This window comes from Alloscardovia macacae (genome assembly GCF_002259705.1).
Classification (GTDB): domain Bacteria; phylum Actinomycetota; class Actinomycetes; order Actinomycetales; family Bifidobacteriaceae; genus Alloscardovia; species Alloscardovia macacae.
Genome location: NZ_MWWT01000005.1, coordinates 294,114 through 314,230, shown reverse-complemented (window position 1 = coordinate 314,230; position 20,117 = coordinate 294,114). Strand labels below are relative to the sequence as shown.

The window sequence follows — 20,117 nt, the reverse complement described above, 5'->3', positions numbered from 1 at the left end:
CCTGTAACCGTGATTTTATTCTATCATATAAATTACGAAAGTTTATATATATTTATGGAAATTTTCTTATCTCATTTTCTCTTTTCTGCTGTATACTAGAGAAAAAGGACGGATAGAGGTGATGTGATGCCATCTGAGAAAGTAAGCCTAGCTACGATAGCATACGAGGCACAGGTATCTCAGGCTACAGTGTCTAAGGTACTCAACGGACGTTCTGGCGTATCTGAAATTACCCGAAAAAGAGTGGAGTCCCTTCTCACTGAGTACGGGTATAAAAAGCCTCTGGCTACCACAAAAACCTCGCAAACCATAGAACTCATCATGACGGAAGTGTCGAATAACGGCACTATGGCTATGATTCAAGAAACCACCGCATATGCGAAAAACTTTAGTATAGGTATTACGTGTTCGTGCGTAGGAAGCAGTGCAGATGACCGCTATGCTGAAGCTGTGAGTAGCTGCTTGCGTGGAGCCATAGACAGGAATCCACTAGGAGTCATCCTTCTTCTTCATCATCTGTCTGCTGAGGATAAAGCTCTCCTGAACTCCCGAGACATTCCCTATGTCATCATAGACCCCATAGGACAAGTGGACGAGGACACCCTCGGAGTGGGTATAGATAACTGGACGAGTGGTCTCGTGGTAGCAGAATACCTTCTCTCTTTAGGACATACCCGCATCGGCATCATTACAGGACCAGATGATGCGCAGTCCTCTCAGGCACGTCTGAGCGGATATATGAGCGCACTACGCACACACGGTGTTTCTGTAAAACCTGACCTGATCAAGCCTGGAGATTACCTTCCGGATAAAGCCTTCCATGCAGCCTGTGAGCTTCTCGACCTTCCTGAAGATGAGCGCCCCACAGCCATCTTCGCATTTAATGACCTCAGCGCGGTGAGCGTTTACCGCGCTGCGCGAGCACGGCATATTCTTCTCCCCGATGAACTGTCTGTCGTAGGGTTTGATAACGTCTACCCATCGTCATACGTCTACCCTGCACTCACCACAGTCACACAGCCTTTCGACCGTATGGCGCAGCGTGCCATAGACCTCATTCTCGATGCGCGCGCAGACCGCAGTATGCAGCACTACTCCATCCTTCCCACTCAGCTGGAGATACGCCAGTCCTGCGCTGCGCCACGCGCATAAGATACACACAGTAGGGGTGTTCCTAGAGAACGCCTACTTCACGTGCACTTTATCGCTTCTTCTGAATAAACTCGTGCATCCCCACCATGAGCAGGAAGAAGACGAGAATGTATGCCGGCATCCACAGTGCAGATATCTGCCGAGCTATCAGCCCGAAGACTGGCACGACCACGAGATAGCCCACATACGCGCTCGCCATCTGCACGCCGATGATAGCTTGCGACTTATCCTCGCCGAATAGCTCCGGAGTCGCATGAATGATGCTCGGATAGATAGGGGCACAGCCCACGCCGATGAGGATGAGTCCGAGCATAGTCAGCACGGTGTAGGGCGTAGGGTTCACAGTCAGTAGTATACCCGCGAAAAGCACAGCAGAGCCGAGGCGTATCATGAAGGTATCGCTGAATTTATCTGCTATGAACCCTGCCGCTATACGTCCACCGGTGATTCCGAGGAAGAAGTAGCTCGCCCACACTGCTGCCTGGTCGGCACTAATCCCCCGTGACTGCACAGCATAGGTACTCGCCCACAGGCCCACTGTGCCCTCGAGGCCGCAGTAGCACAGGAACATAAGCATCACTTCCTTCGCCAGTGGTAAGCGCAGAGTAGCCATGAGCCCGAGAGGCTTCGCCGATGCTTTCTGCTCCGAGGAGGATTCTACGGTGGCACGACCTCTCTTCGCCCACAGCGGCAGTGACAGTGCCACGAGTACCGTAATACCTATCTGAATAAAGCTCACATACCGGTATCCGAGCTGCCACTGGTGCTGTTCGATGAGTGCATAGGACATAATGCTCGGGCTGACGACGGTCCCCACTCCCCACATGGCATGCAGCCAGCTCATGTGCCGGCTGCTGTAGTGCAGAGCCACATAATTATTCAGTGCCGCATCGATAGCTCCCGCTCCGAGACCATACGGGATAGCACACAGGCACAGAATCCAGAATGTCGGTGAGAAGGAGAATCCGAGCAGCGCCACAGCAGTAAGACCCACGGATACAGTGACGACTTTCCCCGCACCGAGCTTAAACGTCAGCCTGTCACTGAGAAGAGACGAGATAATAGTCCCCGCTGTGATGATGATCTGTACCAGTCCCGCATACGAGACAGGCACATGATACTGAGGATACATGGTCGGCCATGCTGACCCCATGAGAGAGTCTGGAAGCCCTAGAGAGATAAAAGCCAAGTATATGACTGCCAGCAGTACGTTCGCCATCGTTCATGCTCCTGCATACGTTTTCATTTCATTCCTGCACCTCAGAGTACAGGACTCATCCGACGAGAGTCGAAATTTCGACACGCGTGATGGAAATGTGAAGAATGGAGATTTGTAGTCACGAATGACCGCCGTTTTAACGATATAAAGCCGTTTATGAGTTTATGTCGTAAACTCAACGGTCATTCGTGACTACAAACACCCCGAAAACGGGAAAATTGTCCTATTACGCGAGAAGACGCTCCGAGCGTACTCTCCCGAGCCGCGCACACGCCGTCTTACGCGTCTATCTTCGAGCGGTCGAAATCATCCGCATTATCGATGATAAACTGCTTACGCGGCGGCACCTCATCGCCCATGAGCAGGCTGAAGATCTCCGACGCCTCAGCCGCATCCTCGAGTCGAATCCTACGCAGCATACGCGTGCGCGGATCCATAGTCGTATCCGCCAGCTGATCCGCATCCATCTCGCCCAGACCCTTATAGCGCTGAATGTCCTCGTTATACGCGATGCCCTGGTCGCGCAGCTTCGCCAGCCGCACGCCGAGCTCCTCCTCCGAGTACGTGTAGATATACTCCCCCTTGCGCTTCCCAACCAGTGCGATGCGATGCAGCGGCGGAACCGCAGCATACACGTGCCCTTCCGCGATGAGCGGACGCATGTACCGGTAGAACAGCGTCAGCAGCAGCGTGCGGATGTGCGCGCCATCCACGTCCGCATCGGTCATCATGACCACCTTGTTATAGCGCGCCTGCTTCACGTCGAAGGTAGACCCCGAACCCGCTCCCACCACCTGGATGATGGACGAGCATTCCTTATTCGCCAGAATCTGCGCCGTGGACGCCTTCTGCACGTTCAGGATCTTACCGCGGATAGGCAGAAGAGCTTGGAACATGGAGTTACGCGCAGCCTTCGCGGTGCCGAGAGCGGAGTCACCCTCCACGATGAACAGCTCAGCGATATCATCATTACCCGGCTGGCAGTCTGAAAGTTTCGACGGCATAGAAGCCGACTCGAGCGCGTTCTTACGGCGCGTGACTTCTTTCGCCTTGCGTGACTGGATGCGCGCATGCATCTCGCCCACGATTTTTTCGAGTACGCGCGCGGACTGCTCTTTAAAGCCACGCTTCGAGCCGGAGATCATCTCCCCGAACTGCGCGTCACTCATCTTCGTGACGATAGGCTTCACCGGAGCAGTTCCGAGCACGTCTTTCGTCTGCCCCTGGAACTGCGGCTCGGCGATGCGTACCGTGACTACGGCCACGAGTCCCGACGTCACGTCGTCGCGCTCCACCTTCATGGACGAGTCTTTCGCGCTGATCTTATACTTGCGCGCGGAAGCTTCCACGTTTTTGCGCACCTGCTTCGTAATGGAGTTCAGGAAACCGTCCACGTGCATGCCGCCGCCCGGCGTCTCCACCACGTTCACGAAACTGCGGATGGTCGTCTCATAGTCGTTCACCCAGCGCAGCGCGATGTCCACGTCACACGTGCGTTCTATCATACGCGCTTCGAGGTCGCCGCTGGCCGTCACGACCTGCGTTTCCTCCTCGTACGTGTCCTGGCCGGTGATATGCCAGATATCGCAGATATCCTCGCCTTTCGAGAGGAAGTCCACGTAGTCCACGATGCCGCCCTCGTGCAGGAAGACCTGTTCGCGCGGATGGCTCTGCCGGCGCTTCGCCTCCTGAGCGGCGTTCTGCGCGGCTATACGGCGCTGCGTTTCCTCTGCAGCCGTGCTTTCTTCCTCGTCTTCCGCTGCTTCAGTGTCGTCTTCCGAGGTCAATTCTTCCGCCGGCTCATCTGCCACTTCGGCGAGCTCGGCCTCTGGCTGCGCTACAGCCTGCATCTCAGCCTCAGGCTCGTCGCTCACCTTCTCATCGACCACGTGAATCTCGAGTCCTGGCACGAGGAAGGAGGTCTGACGAACACGCTCGACAAGCTGCTCATAGCTGAACACTGCCGTCGCGTTAAAGATCTCAGGGTCTAGCCAGTAGCGGATACGCGTACCCGTGTGACCGTCATCATACGTGCCTACCACGCGCAGCTCGGTAGCGCGACGCTTCGGAGTCTTCTTAAAAGGCGACTTCGGCGAAGGCTCGCTCGCATCCGCATCCGTATAAACACCAGGATGCCCCTGATGAAACTCCATGCGGTACGTCTGCCCATCACGGTCCACTTCTACATCAAGGCGTTCACTCAGAGCATTCACCACAGAGGAACCCACGCCGTGCAGGCCACCCACAGCGTTATACGATGCATTACCGAACTTCGCACCCGCATGGAGCTTCGTGAGAACAACTTCCACGCCAGACAGGCCTGTCTTCGGCTCTTTATCGATAGGAATACCGCGGCCATTATCCTCCACAGTGATGGAGCCATCTGTATGCAGAGTCACCGTAATCTTCGTGCAGGCTCCTGCCAGAGCCTCATCCACAGAGTTATCGATGATCTCCCACAAGCAGTGCATCAAGCCCTGTGAGTCCGTGGTTCCTATGTACATGCCCGGACGCTTGCGGACAGCATCCAGCCCTTCTAGGACAGACAGGCTGTCTGCATTATAGTCTTCTTGTGCTGTTTTCTTCGCAGCCATGAAAGGTATGCCTCATTTTCTATGCATTTCGGTTCGCCACCACTGCTTTCCTGCTGGCGAGCAGAAAAAACTCGGAGACGAACCGAAAGGATATGCGTACTACTCCTGCGTTACTCCTGGACTATTCCTGGTCGAGGAAGTCACGCAAGGTCTGCGAGCGCGATGGGTGGCGCAGCTTCGCCATGGTCTTCGACTCTATCTGGCGGATGCGCTCACGCGTCACGCCATACACGTGGCCGATGTCATCCAGAGTCTTCGGCTGACCGTCTTCGAGGCCGTAGCGCATCTTAATAACGCCTGCTTCTCGTGGGCTGAGAGTCTCCAGCACCTGACGGAACTGATCCTGCAGCAGGGAGAAGGCCACGGACTCGGATGGCGCGATAGCATCCGAATCCTCGATGAGATCACCAAACTCCGAGTCTCCATCTTCACCCAGTGGCGTGTGCAGGGAGATAGGCTCGCGGCCATACTTCTGGACTTCCTGCACCTTCTCCACAGGCATGTCCAGCTCGCGGGCCAGCTCGTCGAGTGTAGGCTCACGGCCGAGGTCCTGCAGCATCTGACGCTGAACGCGCGAGAGCTTATTAATCACTTCCACCATGTGCACTGGCACGCGAATGGTACGCGCCTGGTCTGCCATAGCGCGGGTGATGGCCTGACGAATCCACCACGTAGCATACGTGGAGAACTTAAAGCCCTTCTTCCAGTCAAACTTTTCCACTGCGCGGATAAGGCCGAGGTTACCTTCCTGAATGAGGTCGAGGAAGAGCATACCGCGTCCCGTGTAGCGCTTCGCCAGCGAGACCACCAGACGCAGGTTTGCTTCCAGCAGATGGTCCTTCGCCTTCTTACCGTCGCTGGCAGCCCACTTCAGCTCACGCTTCTGCTTAAAGGTCATGTCATCGATGTTCTCAGTGTCCAGAATATGCTGGGCATACAGGCCTGCTTCGATGCGCTCAGAAAGATCCACTTCCTGGTCTGCGGTCAGCAGGTTCACGCGGCCTATCTGCTTGAGGTAATCCTTCACAGGGTCTGCAGTAGCACCCGTGGCTATGACGCGACGCTTCGGATTCCCCGAAGGAGTGAGATTCTCATCATCATCCTTCGAGCTGTTCAGTACGAAGGCACCTTCCTTCTGAGGCTCTTCGTCCTGTTCCTCTGCATCGTCATCATCAGACTCCGGCTCAGGATCATCCATGGTTTCCTCGCCGAGATCATCCTCATCCTCGACTATAGGGTCGCCATTCTCATCCAGCTCTACAGAGTCGTCCAGTTCTGGAGTCTTATCTGCATCACCATCCAGCTCATCAGCATCCGCGTCGAGAGTACCCATATCTTCTGGAGCATCTTGATCTGCATCATTCTCATCTGGTGCGAAGAGCAGATCATCCTTCCCATCATCCGTCTGTGCAGTAGTCTTTTTCGCTGTCTTCTTCGCAGCGCTCGTCTTCTTCGCTGCTGTCTTTCGTGTAGCCTTCGTCGCTTCCTTCTGCTCAGTAGCGGTATCCTCGTCTGTTACTGCTGCAGTCTTTTTCGCTGTGGCCAACTTTCCTCCTTAACTCCTTTTACGCACTACCCGTAAAAGAGCGCACTTATGGCAAGTGCAAGTATTCGTGTATACAAGCTAACCACACGAAGCAGACATTTATTCCGTCATATCCTCTTCCTTTCTCTCGCTTTTTGCTGTAAACTTAATCTTTTATCGCACCTCTTCTCCCTCCTGTCCTGCATGTTCTATAATCTGCCTTCTCAGCCATGCTGGCACGAGGCCTCTCGTATAGGTATTCCTCATAATGCGGGCGAGCGGGTAGTCCTCACTCAGCTGTATCGCTTTCTCATTCGCAGCTTCAGATTCGGTAAGCCTTCCCATCCACCAGCACAAGTACGCTTCCATGCTGTAGAATCCTACGCTCGGACTCTCGGATATAGCGCTAGATGCTGTACGAATAATGCTCACTGCGAAGGCTGTTCTGTCTAAGTCCGGCATACAGTATGGATTATTCAGGTATTCCCATGTGCGCGTCACTGTTATCTCAGCTGCTCGCTCAGAGAAAGGATGAGTCACAGCTTCTTCCATATCCTCTAAAGACATGGTATCCAGTGCAGATAAGACGAGAGCATCTCGAAAAGGAAGGTGCTCATCCACCGCGAGGATAAACCTGTCGAACTGGTCTTCCGTCCAGCGCGGATCATCACGCGCATCCAGTGCTTCGAGCCATCCCGAGCACAAGTCCCCGAACCACTTTTCGAAAACGTGGTCTACGTCTGCGCGCGCCAGCGCACGCTCCCTCCTGAACTGGTCTGTCATCCGGGCGAGATGGGAGGAATCTCGCCGCGTAAACTGTGTTATCGTATCCATACTTCTATAGTGCTCCACGTTCCTCGAAAAGACTAGCTCATCGAGTACATGTGGACAGATGTGGAAACACGCCCGGTATATCTCGTTTACTAAAATTATTCCTGTGGATAACCTAACGTCGCCAGCAGCATATGCACATAGTGAGCAGGCTCTCACAGCCTCTGCCGTAAACGCGCGCCTCGAAGACATCATTCGAAGCGCGTGGGAGAAGAATGCCCAGCATTTCCCCCATGTTCAGGCTAGTGATGTCCTCTCTCTCATCTCACACGTAGGTGAGCAAGGTGTAGCCTCCAGCCACGGGGGAAAGCGCCTTCGTGCATTGCTGCTCGACCAAACTGCCCGCACATTCACAAAGCCAGAGCAGCGCGCAGACCTCGATACGGCAGCACTACGAGACCTCGCATGTGCCATAGAGATATTCCAGACAGCTGCTCTTATCCATGATGACATTATGGATGCCGCTGATACGCGCCGAGGCGCTCCCTCTGCCCATAAAGCACTCGAAGCGCTGACGAAGAATCCCCAGCAGGCGCAGGGACTCGCTCTCATGCTCGGAGACTTGCTGGCCACACTCAGCATCCGCACAGCGCACAGCGCAAGCGCGAACCTACCTCACGGCGACGCGATATTTCAGGCTTTCCTCGACATGCACGACCAGGTGGAGCTCGGCCAGATTATGGACGTATCCATGGAGTCCCTCGACCTGAGCTCGCACGCAGACACTGAAAAATTCGAAGACTCCATCACTGCCACATATCTGAATAAGACGGCCAGCTATACGACGGTGGCCCCTATGCTGATGGGAGGATTGGCAGCAGGAAGCCTCCTCACGTCACGTTTAGCGCACGACGTCGGCAGTACGCTCGGTCTCGCCTTCCAGATTCACGACGACCTGCTCGACCTCGTCTCCACCCAGCAGAAAACGGGTAAACCTCTCTACGGGGACATCCGGGAAGGAAAGCGCACATACATACTCGCGCAAGCGCTGAAACGCGCGAATGACGCAGACCGAGCCTTCCTCGTCCAGCAGTTTATGCGAGATGAGCGCACACCTCAGGCCACACAGCAGATTCGCGCGATCTTCCTCAGCACCGGGGCCATAGACGCGGCTGTAGAAAAGCTCGACGAACTATGGACTCAGGCAGCACACGAGGTCCTCGCAGCCTGCATGAGCCAGGACGTGAACCCAGAAGATGCCCAGCAGTACATCAGCTTCTGCCAGCGATTCGTGGCATAACGAGCAAGGAATCCGCATGTCTACACCATTTACCGGATATATCCACCAGGTTCTGGATAACCGCTACCTCATCGTGCGTAAGATAGCCGAAGGTGGCATGGCCAGCGTCTTCGAAGCGACCGACCAGCGTCTGAACAAACGCGTGGCGGTAAAAATCATGCACACGGCCCTAGCCTACTCAGACCATAGCGAGCAGTATGTGGAGCGCTTTCACCGCGAGGCACTGTCCGCCGCGGCTATAGATAATCCTCACATCGTCCACGTGTTCGACGCTGGAAGCGTGGAAAATGTGGGGTACATCGTTATGGAATACGTGGACGGGCAGACTCTACGCGACCTTATGCGCGCACAGAGCACCTTCAGTGTAGGCCAGATGCTCACCATCCTCGACCAGATTCTCGACGGGCTCGCTGCCGCTCACTCGCTCGACATCATTCACCGCGATATGAAGCCGGAAAACATTATGCTGAATGCTCGCGGCGAGGTGCAGATAGCAGATTTCGGTCTGGCGAAGCAGACTGATAATGCCACCGTCGCCCCCACCGGCATGTTCGTGGGAACGTCCACATACGTAGCTCCGGAGACCGCCTCGGCGAATGAGTCTCTGCCCGCTTCAGATCTCTATGCCGTAGGCCTCATGGCGTGGGAGATGCTTCTGGGGCGCCCTCCGTTCACTGGCGCAAGCCCTGTGACGGTGGTCTATAAGCATGTGAATGAGGACGTGCCGCCTCTGACGTCTCTCGCCCCCTCCGTGCCGCGCTCGGTGAGTGAGTTCGTAACATCCCTGTGTGCGCGCTCAGCATCTGCGCGGCCTCAGAATGCTCAGCTCGCACTGCAGGCACTGCGCAGCGTGCGTGCCCACCTGGCATCTGAGCAGCTGCGCGTGCGCGTTCTGAGCGATGGGACGCTCGCCTCTCCAGCACCGCGCGTGGCGAAGAGCGGGACGCCTGCTGGACCTGCTTCTGCTGTCCCGCGCCCGCCTGCGGTACGAGTCCGCGCCCGGGGTCTGCACTGGCTTCGCGCGCATCCCACGACGTCTGCTGTGAGCGCCGTTTTACTGTCAATTCTCCTTATCGCAGGCTTCGTCTCCTGGTGGAACACATTCGGACCAGGAAGCTACGTGCTCCTTCCCGCACCTACAGACGTGACATGCACGAGTTCCTCCTGCACTCTGCAGGGAGCGAACGCTTCCTCGTATGAGAAGCTGCTGAAGGACCAGAGCATCTCCTATACAGTACAGCGCGCTGCGAGTGATAGCGTGGAGTCAGGGAAGATCATCTCCTCTACCCCAGAGCATATAGGAGACCATATAGCAAAGTCTGGCGGAAGCGTCACCCTCACCGTATCCACAGGAATCCAGCAGCTGACCATCCCGTCAGACATCCTCGACTCGTCCAGCGCGAATGGAAAAGATCCGCTGAAAACTCTTAAAAGTTTAGGTTTTACGAAAGTGCAGCACTCCACAGATGCGGACCAGTATTCTCTCACTGTTCCTTCCGGAGCAGCGCTGGACATTACGCCCAAGCCAGGAGCGCGGATAAATCATAATGCTGAGATCACCGTGGTTCTGTCCCGAGGACTCAAGACCGTCACGATGCCAGACGTAACTGGCCTGTCGCGTGGAGATGCCCTCGCTGCTCTGAATGAACTACGCCTAACCACGACTGTGAAGGAAACCTACTCGTCGGAGGTGGAAACTGGAAAAGTAATCTCCCAGTCTGCCTCTGCGGGCGATAAGCTCAAGTGGAATGATAAAGTAACCATAACCGTCTCAAAGGGCGCACAAACAGTGACCATTCCAGATGTGCGCGGGATGAGCACTGCCCGAGCCCGAACCACATTAGAGGACCTGGGGCTGAAAGTAACGGTAAAGTCCCAGGGTGGGGACAGTATAGCGCGCCAGTCACTTTCCCCAGGGGACACTGTCTCTGTGACCGACGGGAAGGGTAATGCGCGGGGCATTACCCTGACGACCACAGAAAAGTAGCATTATTCAGCTGCGCGTGCAGCCAGTAGCTTCTTCGCTTCCTGAGCGTACATATCCACGTATTCCTGGCCGGTGAGCTTCTGAATGCGTTCCATCAGCTCATCTGCCAGCGCACGGATATCCTCGCGCGTTATCTCCTCTTCAGGCTTCTTTTCCACCTGGATAGGAGCATCATAGACCACGGTTACAGTGCCCTTACCTGGCATGACCTGACCTGGCTTCTGGATTTCGCGCGTGCCGATGAGAGCCGTAGGAATAATAGGGCAGCCCGTTTCGAGAGCTAAACGTGCGAACCCCGTATGCGCACGGTAGAGGCGACCATCTGGGCTTCGAGTACCTTCGGGATGAATGCCGAAGAGCTCGCCAGACTCGAGGATTTCCCGCGCAGTAGCCATAGCTCCCGCTGCTTTATCTCCACCAGCGCGGTCTACAGGGAATACTCCCACAGAGGTAAACCACCACTTTTTAAACCAGCCTTTAAAGCCCTTTCCAGTGAAGTAATCCGACTTTCCCATGAAGTGGACCATGCGTGGGCACGTTATAGGAATCACTGCATCATCGATGACAGCGAGGTGATTCGCTGCGATGATAGCTCCACCCTGCTTCGGAATATTATCTGTTCCGATAACCACGGGATGGAACCTGTGACGAGCCAGACCACCTAAGCCCTTAACGAAAAACCAGTATAACACCGCGCGTTCCTTCCCACTAGGATAGACAGAGTCGCGTAGAATAGTACGTATGACTCATGATGATAATGACTACCCTAGCACAGACACCTCGAACGATGCAGCATGGGCTGAGTTTGTGAACGGTCACAGCGAGGAGCTGAGTGACGTAGCAGACTCTCGTACAGCGAAGAAGTTCGAAAAGAAGGCAGCACGCGAAGAGAAAAAAGCTGCTCGCGTAAAAATGCAGATGAAAGACTTTAACTCCGACGTCTTCATCTCGGCTCCTGCCACACCTCGTGGTTACTCGACCTCATGGCTGGATGCTGATGATGCGGATAACCACTTCACTCCTGCGAATCCTGCATGGTCCTCCATTCATGGTTCGGCAGTAACCGCCGCAGTTCTCCTCGTCCTCGGCTTCGCCAGCGTGTTCGCTGCGCTCGCCCTACCAGACTGGCGCACGCTGCTCGGATCTGTAGGAGGAGTTCTGCTCATTCTCGGCTTCGCCATCTTCGTAGCATCGCCGAAGAATAAGAAAGATTAACCTCGATAAAAAGCGGGCGGACACCCTACACAAGAGTGTCCGCCCGAAAAGTATACACGCGCTTACTTCGTATACTCGTTCTTATAGAAACGCAAAGCGAGGTTCGCCGCGCCTATCAGACCAGCATCCTGGCCAGCAGTAGCTGCCACGATAGGAGGATGAGGACGGTAAGCGCTCGCCTGCAGGAAGCGCGAATAGTTATAGCGAGCAGGGTCGATGAGGATGTCCCCTACAGCTACCACACCGCCACCGATGACGTAAATGTCTGGATCAAGCACTGCCGAGATAGCCGCCATGGTACGCCCCAGCCACTCGCCTATCTTATTAAACGCATACAGGCTGATAGCGTCGCCTTCTTCAGCAGCCTTCGAGACCATCTTTCCACGCAGCTCGTCGATATCTCCACCGCAAGCCTCCAGCAGACGCGCAGCATCCTGAGGACGACGGCGGATAGCAGAACGCGCGAAACGCTCCAGCGCATTACCCGAGGTATAACGCTCAGCGCAACCACGCAGACCGCAACCACACGTGTCTCCATCCGAGACCATAGGAAGGTGACCAAGCTCAGCGGCCATGCCATATGAGCCACGGAAGAGCTCACCATCGATAACGATAGCGCCGCCTAGACCTGTCCCGACGGTCAGGGCCACCATATTCTTATGACCCTTACCAGCACCATGCACAAACTCGCCCCAGCCCGCGCAGTTTGCGTCATTCTCCACGACGACAGGAGCCTTATGGTCGATGAGCGCTTCGATGCGGTCTGCCAGAGGATAGTTCACCCAGCCGCTGATATTCGCCGCAAAGCTGATAGTACGGCGGTCTTCCTTCACATTACCCGCTGCGGAAATGCCGATGGCTACGATATCATCAAACGACTTCGACGCTTCCTTAAACAGGTTCGCGATATGCTCGTCGATGAGCTCGGCTTCCGCAGGCGTAGGAACAGTCCACTGGCGTACGATGACGTCATCATCGTCGCACACGCCTACAGCGATCTTCGTTCCGCCGATGTCTACTGCTAAAGAATGCATTATTCCTCCAAAATTATGGGCTCTCCACCATATAGTTTCGACTCTAGCATGAATACTAGGCAAGAACGCTCGTCATTTCGACTCATTTTTCACCAGTGGTGCGTGTTCTTGCATGAGGAGTCACGCTGGTTTATGCAAACGTATGCAATGATATATCGTAGGGGCGACGTGTCGGGTGTGCTCAGAGTGCTTGCGCCCTTTCGTTTCTCACACTCTCGTAAAAAATGCGAAAAGGAGGCTTTTGTAGTCACAAATGACCGTTTTTCTCGAACGCGTTCGAATTAGAGAATGGCGTAATTCTGGGGTTTTCCTTCCTCTACTCCCAGCATCCTCTGGTCATTCGTGACTACAAGATGCGAAAATTGGCCAGAAAAAGCAGAGTGCTCGAAACGTCGCGTTCACGCAGAAGGCCGCCTGACGTCCCGCGCATAAAACGCGGAAAACGCCAGACGGCCTGTCTTCAGCCGAGCGAAAACTTACTCTTCGTTCTTTCCGTGGCACATCTTATACTTACGCCCTGAACCGCATGGGCACGGCGCATTCTTCGGTGTACCAGGGAAGGTACGACCATCCGACCACGGGCTATGCAGCTCTTCGCTCTTCGGACGCTTGCTGACAGGAACCTTACCCTCTGCATGGCTGATAGGCGCAGCACCCGTCACATGGCCCTCATACGAATGCGAAGCAGGCTGTTCTTCAGAGGCACCTTCAGGCGCATCTTCAGCCTCATCTTCGGACGTTTCTGTAGATTCGGACAAAACTTCAGCATCATCAGACGTCTCATCCGCGTCCGCGTCCTCTTCAGAAGCCTCATCAGAAGCCTCATCCTCAGACGGAGCGGAATACGTCACCGCTGCAGTCTCAGGTTCAGCTTCAGCCTCGCCCTGAGCAGCACGTGTCTCTTCGACGTCACGTGCCACCTGCTGCAGGTCGATGTTAAAGAGTAGCTGGATGACCTCTTCCTTAATGGAATCTACCATCGAGTTATACATCTGGTAGCCTTCACGCTGGTACTCGACCAGAGGGTCACGCTGACCCATACCGCGCAGGCCGATGCCGTCCTTCAGGTAGTCCATCTCATAGAGGTGCTCACGCCACTTACGATCCATCACAGCCAGAACCACACGACGCTCGATGGAACGCATGGACTCGGCGCCCACGATGGCTTCATTCTCAGCATAAAGGTCGCTCAGCTGCTTCGTAATCTGCTCGACGAGCTTCGTGCGAGCCTTATCCCCCTTCAGCTTTCCGAGCTCTTCGAGAAGCGCTTTCTCGTCGAAGTCGATGGTCACGATGGAGCCCAGAGCCTTCCACAGATCCTTCAGATCCCACTTAGACGGATGATCCACGCCCTTCGTGGCACCCTGCACGTAGGAGTCCACCACATCATGAATGAACTTCTGAACGTCGGCGGAGATGTCCGCACCCTTCAGCACAGCCTGACGCTCAGCATACACGACAGTACGCTGCTTATTCATAACGTCATCATACTTCAGAACGTTCTTACGGGTCTCGAAGTTACGGGACTCGACAGACTTCTGAGCCGTGCGTACGCCATTCGAGACGCTCTTCGCCTCGATAGGCTCGCCTTCCGGCATACCGGTAGCCATAACACGAGCGACGAGCTGCGTGTTAAACAGGCGCATGAGGTTATCTTCGAGGGACAGGTAGAAGCGAGACTCACCTGGGTCACCCTGACGGCCGGAACGACCGCGCAGCTGATTATCGATACGGCGAGATTCGTGACGCTCCGTGCCGAGCACATACAGGCCACCGAGCTCCTTCACCTCTTCATGCTCATCCTTCGCCTGCTGCTTCATCTCGTCGAGAGCAGCTGGCCAGAGGCGCTCATAGTCTTCAGGCGTGTCTTCTGGGGAGTACCCCTGAGCCTTCAGCTTTTGGTCTGCGAGGAACTCGACGTTACCACCGAGCATGATATCCGTACCACGACCAGCCATGTTCGTAGCCACGGTCACAGCACCCTTACGGCCTGCCACAGCCACCACTGCAGCTTCCGCTTCATTATGCTTTGCATTCAGCACGCGGTGAGGGATGTTCACCTGATCAAGCAGAGTAGAGACGAGCTCAGAAGATTCCACGGAGGAGGTACCCAGCAGGACTGGCTGGCCCTTCTCATGACGCGCAGCCACATCCTTCACGATGGCGACGAGCTTTTCCTTCTGCGTGCGGAAGATGAGGTCATCCTGGTCCTTACGAATCATAGGGCGATTCGTAGGAATAGGGATAACGCCCAGCTTATACGTGTTCATGAACTCAGCTGCTTCGGTCTCTGCAGTACCGGTCATGCCCGCGAGCTTATCATACATGCGGAAGTAGTTCTGCAGGGTGATGGTAGCGAAAGTCTGGTTTTCTGCCTGAACTTCCACGCCTTCCTTCGCTTCGATGGCCTGGTGCAGACCTTCGTTATAGCGACGTCCGTGCAGCATACGACCTGTGTGTTCATCTACGATGAGAACTTCGCCGCCCTGAACCACGTAGTCCTTATCACGCACGAAGAGTTCCTTCGCGCGGATAGCATTATTCAGGTAACCGATGAGAGCCGTGTTTGCTGGCTCGTACAGGTTATCGATGCCGAGGAAGTCTTCTATCTTCGCGATACCCGAGTCCAGGATACCGATGACTTTCTTCTTTTCATTGACATCGTAATCCTCGTCACGGTTCAGCTTCAGGACGAGCTTCGCGAACTCGCGATACCAGCGAGTAACATCGCCTTCTGCTGGACCGGAGATGATAAGAGGAGTACGCGCTTCATCGATGAGAATGGAGTCCACCTCATCGACGATGGCGAAGTTATGTTCGCGCTGCACGAGATCCGCCTTATTCCACGCCATATTATCGCGCAGATAGTCGAAGCCGAACTCGTTATTCGTGCCATACGTGATGTCCGCGTTATACTGCTTGCGGCGTTCTGCTGGGCTCTGGTCTGTCAGAATGCAGCCGACCTTCATATCGAGTGCGCGGAAGACGCGGCCCATGAGTTCGGACTGGTAGTTCGCCAGGTAGTCATTCACCGTGACGACGTGTACGCCCTTTCCTGTCAATGCATTCAGATAGCTCGGCAGGGTCGCTACCAGAGTCTTACCCTCACCTGTACGCATTTCCGCGATGTTTCCCCAGTGCAGTGCTGCACCGCCCATAAGCTGGACATCGAAGTGACGCTGTCCCAGAACGCGCTTCGCTGCTTCGCGAACCGTCGCGAAGGCTTCTGGCATGAGGCCATCGAGGCTCTCTCCATCTGCGAGGCGAGCCTTAAACTTCGCAGTCTGCTGCTTGAGTTCTGCGTCGGTCAGTGCACTGATCTCCCCTTCAAGATCATTCACCTTATCCGCCACAGACTTCAGCTTCCTCAGCTGTGCGCCTTCACCCATACGCAGAGCTTTTTCAAGAATTGCCACCGTGTTTCTCCTCGTACTATCCACCCGGGCTTCCGAATGGTTACGTTACAAACTTTTCCCATATTACGACAATGCACCGATAACGCGCCAATCGTGCACTCTCCTATGCCTAGTGCAGTGCCGCATACCTCTCGCGTGGCGGCCCGAGTATGGAGGAATGGCCATGGCCGCCACATAAATGTGGGGACGCTGGCATACACCTGGTATACAAGCGTCCCCACTCCTTTTTCCCTATGGAGGTGTAGAGAAAGGTATTATTCCTCTGTCCCCACTCGACGATTCCTCGTCTTTTCTTTACCTACGTATAGGTTCCGTATAGGTTCTACAGGTTCTTCGCGCTGTCTATCTCGAAGACACCATAGCTCCAGCCGTGACGGCGGTAGACCACCGATGGGCGGTGAGTCTCGCTATTCACGAACAGGAAGAAGTCATGACCGATGAGCTCCATCTCATAAAGCGCTTCGTCGATGGTCATAGGCTCTGCTATGTGAAGCTTACGGCGAATAACTATAGGCGAATCACCGACCTGCACTTCGACAGATTCACCAGGGCCGAGATCTCCTGCTACTGCCTGCGCAGCCGTCTGAGGAGAGTACTCTTCTTCTACTTCTGGCTCTGCTACCGGCGGCTCTACCACACCCATGTCTACAGGCTGAACAGCTTCATATCCACGACGGTGATCCTTACGGCGGTCACGCGTGCGGCGCAGGCGCAAAGTGAGCTTATCTAGAGCCAAGTCCAGCGCGCTCAGATCATCGATGCTCGATGCCTCTGCCCTCACCACTGTCTTTCCAGCGATAGCTGTAAGCTCCACGCGCATGGCTGTATCGGCGAGACGTGGGTTCCCTTCATGGGAAACTACGACCTGTACACGCTGTGCATCCGGCGCTATAGCAGTAACCCGATTCATTTTGCTTTCTACTACGTCACGGAACTTTTGCTTAATCTGTGTATGACGACCAGTTACCACGATCTCCATGGTGACCTCCTTCAAATGAATCGAACGGGCGTTAACTTCACTGCTAACGTGGTTTAATCATAACTCATTTTCTGAGGAAATGCACCGCATTTTGCTGTAGATTTCCTGAAAAAAATGTGGTACTATCAAAGTTTGTGAGACCTCTGGGTGGCCGCGGCTACACTTTCTCTACTCATCAGGAAAGGATAGCTGAGGAACTTCCGGGCTCCATAGAGCACGATGGCGGATAACGTCCGCCCAGGGTAACCTGAGAGATAGCGCAGCAGAAAGTAAACCGCCTTCCTTCCCTCATAGAGGAATGTATGAACGGATAGGAATGGTAAGGGTGAAACGGCGGTGTAAGAGACCACCGGGCTGCTGGTAACAGTATGCCGCATGGCAAGCCTCATCGGGAGCAAGGCCAAGTAGGAATGCACTGAAGCTGCTCGCTTAAGCATTCGGGTAGGCTGCTAGAGCGTCATAGTAATATGGCGTCGAGATGGATGGTCACCTCCCCACTCTTTCGAGAGGGGAACAGAACCCGGGGTACATGAGGTCTCACATTTCTTCTTCAGAGTCGAAGACATCATAGACAGCTTGACGAATAAGGTCTGGAGAGTGTCCCTTTCTCCCTGCGGCGGACCAGAGACGGCGTAAACGTACCTGCTTATCGAGTCCACGCGTACGCTTCGCGACATACTCGGCAAGAGCATACGCAGACTCGACAAAAGCGCCTTCTTCGCGTGCATCCGCTACAGCATGGCTGGCAGTATACGCATCCACACCTTTGCGTTTAAGCTCTCGCAGAGTACCCATCTCACCCATGTTTCGTGAGATACAGTAGCGCACAGCCATGCGCGCATACTCCTCATCGTTCACGAGTCCTAGTTCTATAAGACGCGCGATGACCTGCTCTATGACTTCTTCCGAGAACTCTTTCTGAACGAGCCGATCATGTAACGCTCCAGATGGACGCTGCGCAGCGTCAAGCAGACGCAGAGCTGCTTCCTGGCACTTGTCTCGCTGAGCATCTCTCTCGAAGAGGTCTGTTAAAGGAGTATCATGGCTCTGCGTAGCTGCTTGAGCTATATTCTTCAGAACTGAGATATCTCTATCTACGGAATCCTCCTCCTGTATCACATCCTTATCCTCACTCGCAGATTCTTCGAATACTGCAGGACTTTCGGAGAGCACAGGAGGCTGACGCCGTAAAAATTCTTCAGCTGAGATCACACTATCGCCTTCGCATTATATTACTGCGCAGAAGGGGAAGCAGCGCCAGATGCATCCACAGTATCTGCTGATGCTTCACTCTGCTGAGCTTCGTCTCCCGTAGGCTTCGGGATAAGACCGAACTCCATCTTTATCTTCGTCTCAAGCTCGTCACACAAAGCAGGGTCATCTATGAGATTCTGACGAACCTTCTCCCGCCCCTGTCCCAGCTGGTTCCCTTCATAGGTAAACCACGAGCCAGACTTTTTAATGACTCCTACCTGCAGGCCCATGTCGATGACGGAGCCTTCGCGAGAGACGCCCTGGCCGTAGAGGATGTCGAACTCAGCAGACTTAAAAGGCGGCGCCATCTTATTCTTTACCACCTTAACCTTCGTACGGTTACCTACTGCTTCTTCCCCGTTCTTCAGTGTCTGAATGCGGCGGATATCCATACGTACGGATGCGTAGAACTTCAGTGCTTTACCACCAGTGGTCGTCTCCGGACTACCGAAGAAGACACCTATCTTCTCACGTAGCTGGTTAATGAAGATGGCTGTGGTATTCGCCTGGTTCAGCGCGCCGGTCATCTTACGGAGAGCCTGACTCATAAGGCGCGCCTGAAGGCCCACATGGCTATCCCCCATGTCTCCTTCTATCTCAGCCTTAGGTACAAGTGCTGCCACGGAGTCGATAACGATGATGTCCAGAGCGCCAGAACGAATAAGCATATCTGCTATCTCGAGAGCCTGCTCACCATTATCCGGCTGGGAAACGATGAGCGAATCCGTATCTACCCCGAGGTGACGCGCATACTCAGGGTCGAGTGCATGCTCTGCATCGATAAATGCCGCTACACCACCCCTCCTCTGGGCGCTCGCTACTGCCTGCAGGGCGATAGTGGTCTTACCAGAGGATTCTGGACCATATATCTCTACTATACGGCCACGCGGCAGTCCACCTATGCCGAGAGCAAGGTCGAGCGCGAGAGATCCCGTAGGAATAACCTCCACATTCTGTATAGGCTTATCCCCGAGCCTCATAGCTGAACCCTTACCAAAGTTCTTCTCTACCTGAGCCAGCGCGGTATCTAAGGCTTCCTGACGCTTATCCTTAGTCGCGGCTGCGTCTTTTTTAGCTGTCGCCATAACTTCTCCTTCGTCGTGAAGATAACTCCACTTTATGAACTCTCGCCCTGGCTTTCAAGCTGTAGCGTTCACTGTTATCAGATGTGCATAAGTCTACCATAGAAGTCGAACATATGTTCGACTTCTATGGAGTTATTCACCACATTTTCGCCATTTTTCAGTGCATCACCCGCGTGTCTTTCTCCACATGTCAGCACGACCAGCACATCCAGCACCCTCTACAGAGTTATCTACAGAGTTATCTGAAATCTTACTGCGCTGGCATAGGCGGTGCATTATGATCATGACCCCAGCGCTGAGGATCCGGTATCTCCATATGATCACAGAGGACATTCCACACCACGCGCGGTTCTTCACCATCCGTGAGCGCTTCCTCCACAGTGCGTCCACCGAGCTTATCTAACGCTTGGTCGTGCGCGAGCGAGCGCCCATATGTGCGCCCGAAGACCTCTTCGAGAAGCTGCCAGAATTCGCGTTCTCTCATACCCATCCCGCCTTGTTTACCGTAAACTTAACTCACCATCATACAGACATAAAAACCTCACTTATACACGCCATAACGTCTATAAGTGAGGTATCGGAAATC

General features: G+C 54.5%; 15 protein-coding genes and 1 other RNA gene. 5 read left to right on the top strand and 11 right to left on the bottom strand.

What is annotated here, in order from left to right:
• Positions 1 to 126 precede the first annotated feature (126 nt).
• Positions 127 to 1,152 (top strand): LacI family DNA-binding transcriptional regulator, encoded by a 1,026-nt coding sequence (locus ALMA_RS04060; RefSeq protein WP_094726466.1) that lies wholly within the window; start codon positions 127 to 129, stop codon positions 1,150 to 1,152.
• 49 nt (positions 1,153 to 1,201) lie between these two features.
• Here the strand turns inward: ALMA_RS04060 and ALMA_RS04055 are convergent, their stop codons facing one another.
• The 4 genes from ALMA_RS04055 to ALMA_RS04040 form a co-directional block, all read right to left on the bottom strand.
• Positions 1,202 to 2,371: an MFS transporter gene (locus ALMA_RS04055; protein ID WP_094726465.1), complete on the bottom strand. Its 1,170-nt coding sequence runs from the start codon at positions 2,369 to 2,371 to the stop codon at positions 1,202 to 1,204.
• A 278-nt stretch (positions 2,372 to 2,649) separates the two neighbouring features.
• A complete protein-coding gene (locus tag ALMA_RS04050) occupies positions 2,650 to 4,965 on the bottom strand; it encodes a DNA gyrase/topoisomerase IV subunit B (RefSeq protein ID WP_094726464.1) in 2,316 nt (771 codons plus the stop codon).
• Positions 4,966 to 5,086: 121 nt separating this feature from the next.
• On the bottom strand, positions 5,087 to 6,511 hold the full coding sequence (locus ALMA_RS04045) for an RNA polymerase sigma factor (protein ID WP_094726463.1): 1,425 nt from the start codon (positions 6,509 to 6,511) through the stop codon (positions 5,087 to 5,089).
• 153 nt (positions 6,512 to 6,664) lie between these two features.
• Positions 6,665 to 7,324: a hypothetical protein gene (locus ALMA_RS04040; protein WP_148140248.1), complete on the bottom strand. Its 660-nt coding sequence runs from the start codon at positions 7,322 to 7,324 to the stop codon at positions 6,665 to 6,667.
• 103 nt (positions 7,325 to 7,427) lie between these two features.
• Between ALMA_RS04040 and ALMA_RS04035 the strand changes: the two genes are divergently transcribed.
• Together ALMA_RS04035 and ALMA_RS04030 are read left to right on the top strand one after the other, a co-directional pair.
• Positions 7,428 to 8,561, top strand: a complete 1,134-nt coding sequence (locus ALMA_RS04035) for a polyprenyl synthetase family protein (RefSeq protein ID WP_158520655.1) — start codon at positions 7,428 to 7,430, stop codon at positions 8,559 to 8,561.
• A 16-nt stretch (positions 8,562 to 8,577) separates the two neighbouring features.
• On the top strand, positions 8,578 to 10,548 hold the full coding sequence (locus tag ALMA_RS04030; RefSeq protein WP_158520654.1) for a Stk1 family PASTA domain-containing Ser/Thr kinase: 1,971 nt from the start codon (positions 8,578 to 8,580) through the stop codon (positions 10,546 to 10,548).
• Between the two features lie 2 nt (positions 10,549 to 10,550).
• On the opposite strand, the gene ALMA_RS04025 is transcribed toward ALMA_RS04030, so the two are convergent.
• A complete protein-coding gene (locus ALMA_RS04025) occupies positions 10,551 to 11,240 on the bottom strand; it encodes a lysophospholipid acyltransferase family protein (RefSeq protein WP_094726459.1) in 690 nt (229 codons plus the stop codon).
• Positions 11,241 to 11,289: 49 nt separating this feature from the next.
• Here ALMA_RS04025 and ALMA_RS04020 point away from each other — a divergent pair, with 49 nt between their 5' ends.
• The gene (locus tag ALMA_RS04020) at positions 11,290 to 11,763 is read left to right on the top strand and encodes a MerC domain-containing protein (RefSeq protein ID WP_094726458.1); all 474 of its coding nucleotides are present in this window, start codon (positions 11,290 to 11,292) and stop codon (positions 11,761 to 11,763) included.
• A 62-nt stretch (positions 11,764 to 11,825) separates the two neighbouring features.
• Here the strand turns inward: ALMA_RS04020 and ALMA_RS04015 are convergent, their stop codons facing one another.
• From ALMA_RS04015 to hpf, 3 genes are all read right to left on the bottom strand, one after another.
• Positions 11,826 to 12,797, bottom strand: a complete 972-nt coding sequence (locus tag ALMA_RS04015) for an ROK family glucokinase (protein WP_086114610.1) — start codon at positions 12,795 to 12,797, stop codon at positions 11,826 to 11,828.
• A 476-nt stretch (positions 12,798 to 13,273) separates the two neighbouring features.
• The gene (secA, locus tag ALMA_RS04010; RefSeq protein ID WP_244568878.1) at positions 13,274 to 16,186 is read right to left on the bottom strand and encodes a preprotein translocase subunit SecA; all 2,913 of its coding nucleotides are present in this window, start codon (positions 16,184 to 16,186) and stop codon (positions 13,274 to 13,276) included.
• Between the two features lie 349 nt (positions 16,187 to 16,535).
• Entirely contained in the window at positions 16,536 to 17,192 is a 657-nt protein-coding gene (hpf, locus tag ALMA_RS04005; protein ID WP_086107019.1) for a ribosome hibernation-promoting factor, HPF/YfiA family, read from the bottom strand.
• A 135-nt stretch (positions 17,193 to 17,327) separates the two neighbouring features.
• Here hpf and rnpB point away from each other — a divergent pair.
• Positions 17,328 to 17,736, top strand: an RNA gene (rnpB, locus tag ALMA_RS04000) — RNase P RNA component class A.
• Here rnpB and ALMA_RS03995 read toward each other — a convergent pair.
• From ALMA_RS03995 to ALMA_RS03985, 3 genes are all read right to left on the bottom strand, one after another.
• The gene (locus ALMA_RS03995) at positions 17,730 to 18,404 is read right to left on the bottom strand and encodes a regulatory protein RecX (protein ID WP_094726456.1); all 675 of its coding nucleotides are present in this window, start codon (positions 18,402 to 18,404) and stop codon (positions 17,730 to 17,732) included. The genes rnpB and ALMA_RS03995 overlap by 7 nt on opposite strands.
• A 20-nt stretch (positions 18,405 to 18,424) precedes the next feature.
• Complete coding sequence (gene recA, locus ALMA_RS03990) at positions 18,425 to 19,531, bottom strand: recombinase RecA (protein WP_094726455.1); 1,107 nt, start codon at positions 19,529 to 19,531, stop codon at positions 18,425 to 18,427.
• A gap of 250 nt (positions 19,532 to 19,781) precedes the next feature.
• A complete protein-coding gene (locus ALMA_RS03985; RefSeq protein WP_086107023.1) occupies positions 19,782 to 20,015 on the bottom strand; it encodes a DUF3046 domain-containing protein in 234 nt (77 codons plus the stop codon).
• Between the last annotated feature and the right edge of the window lie 102 nt (positions 20,016 to 20,117).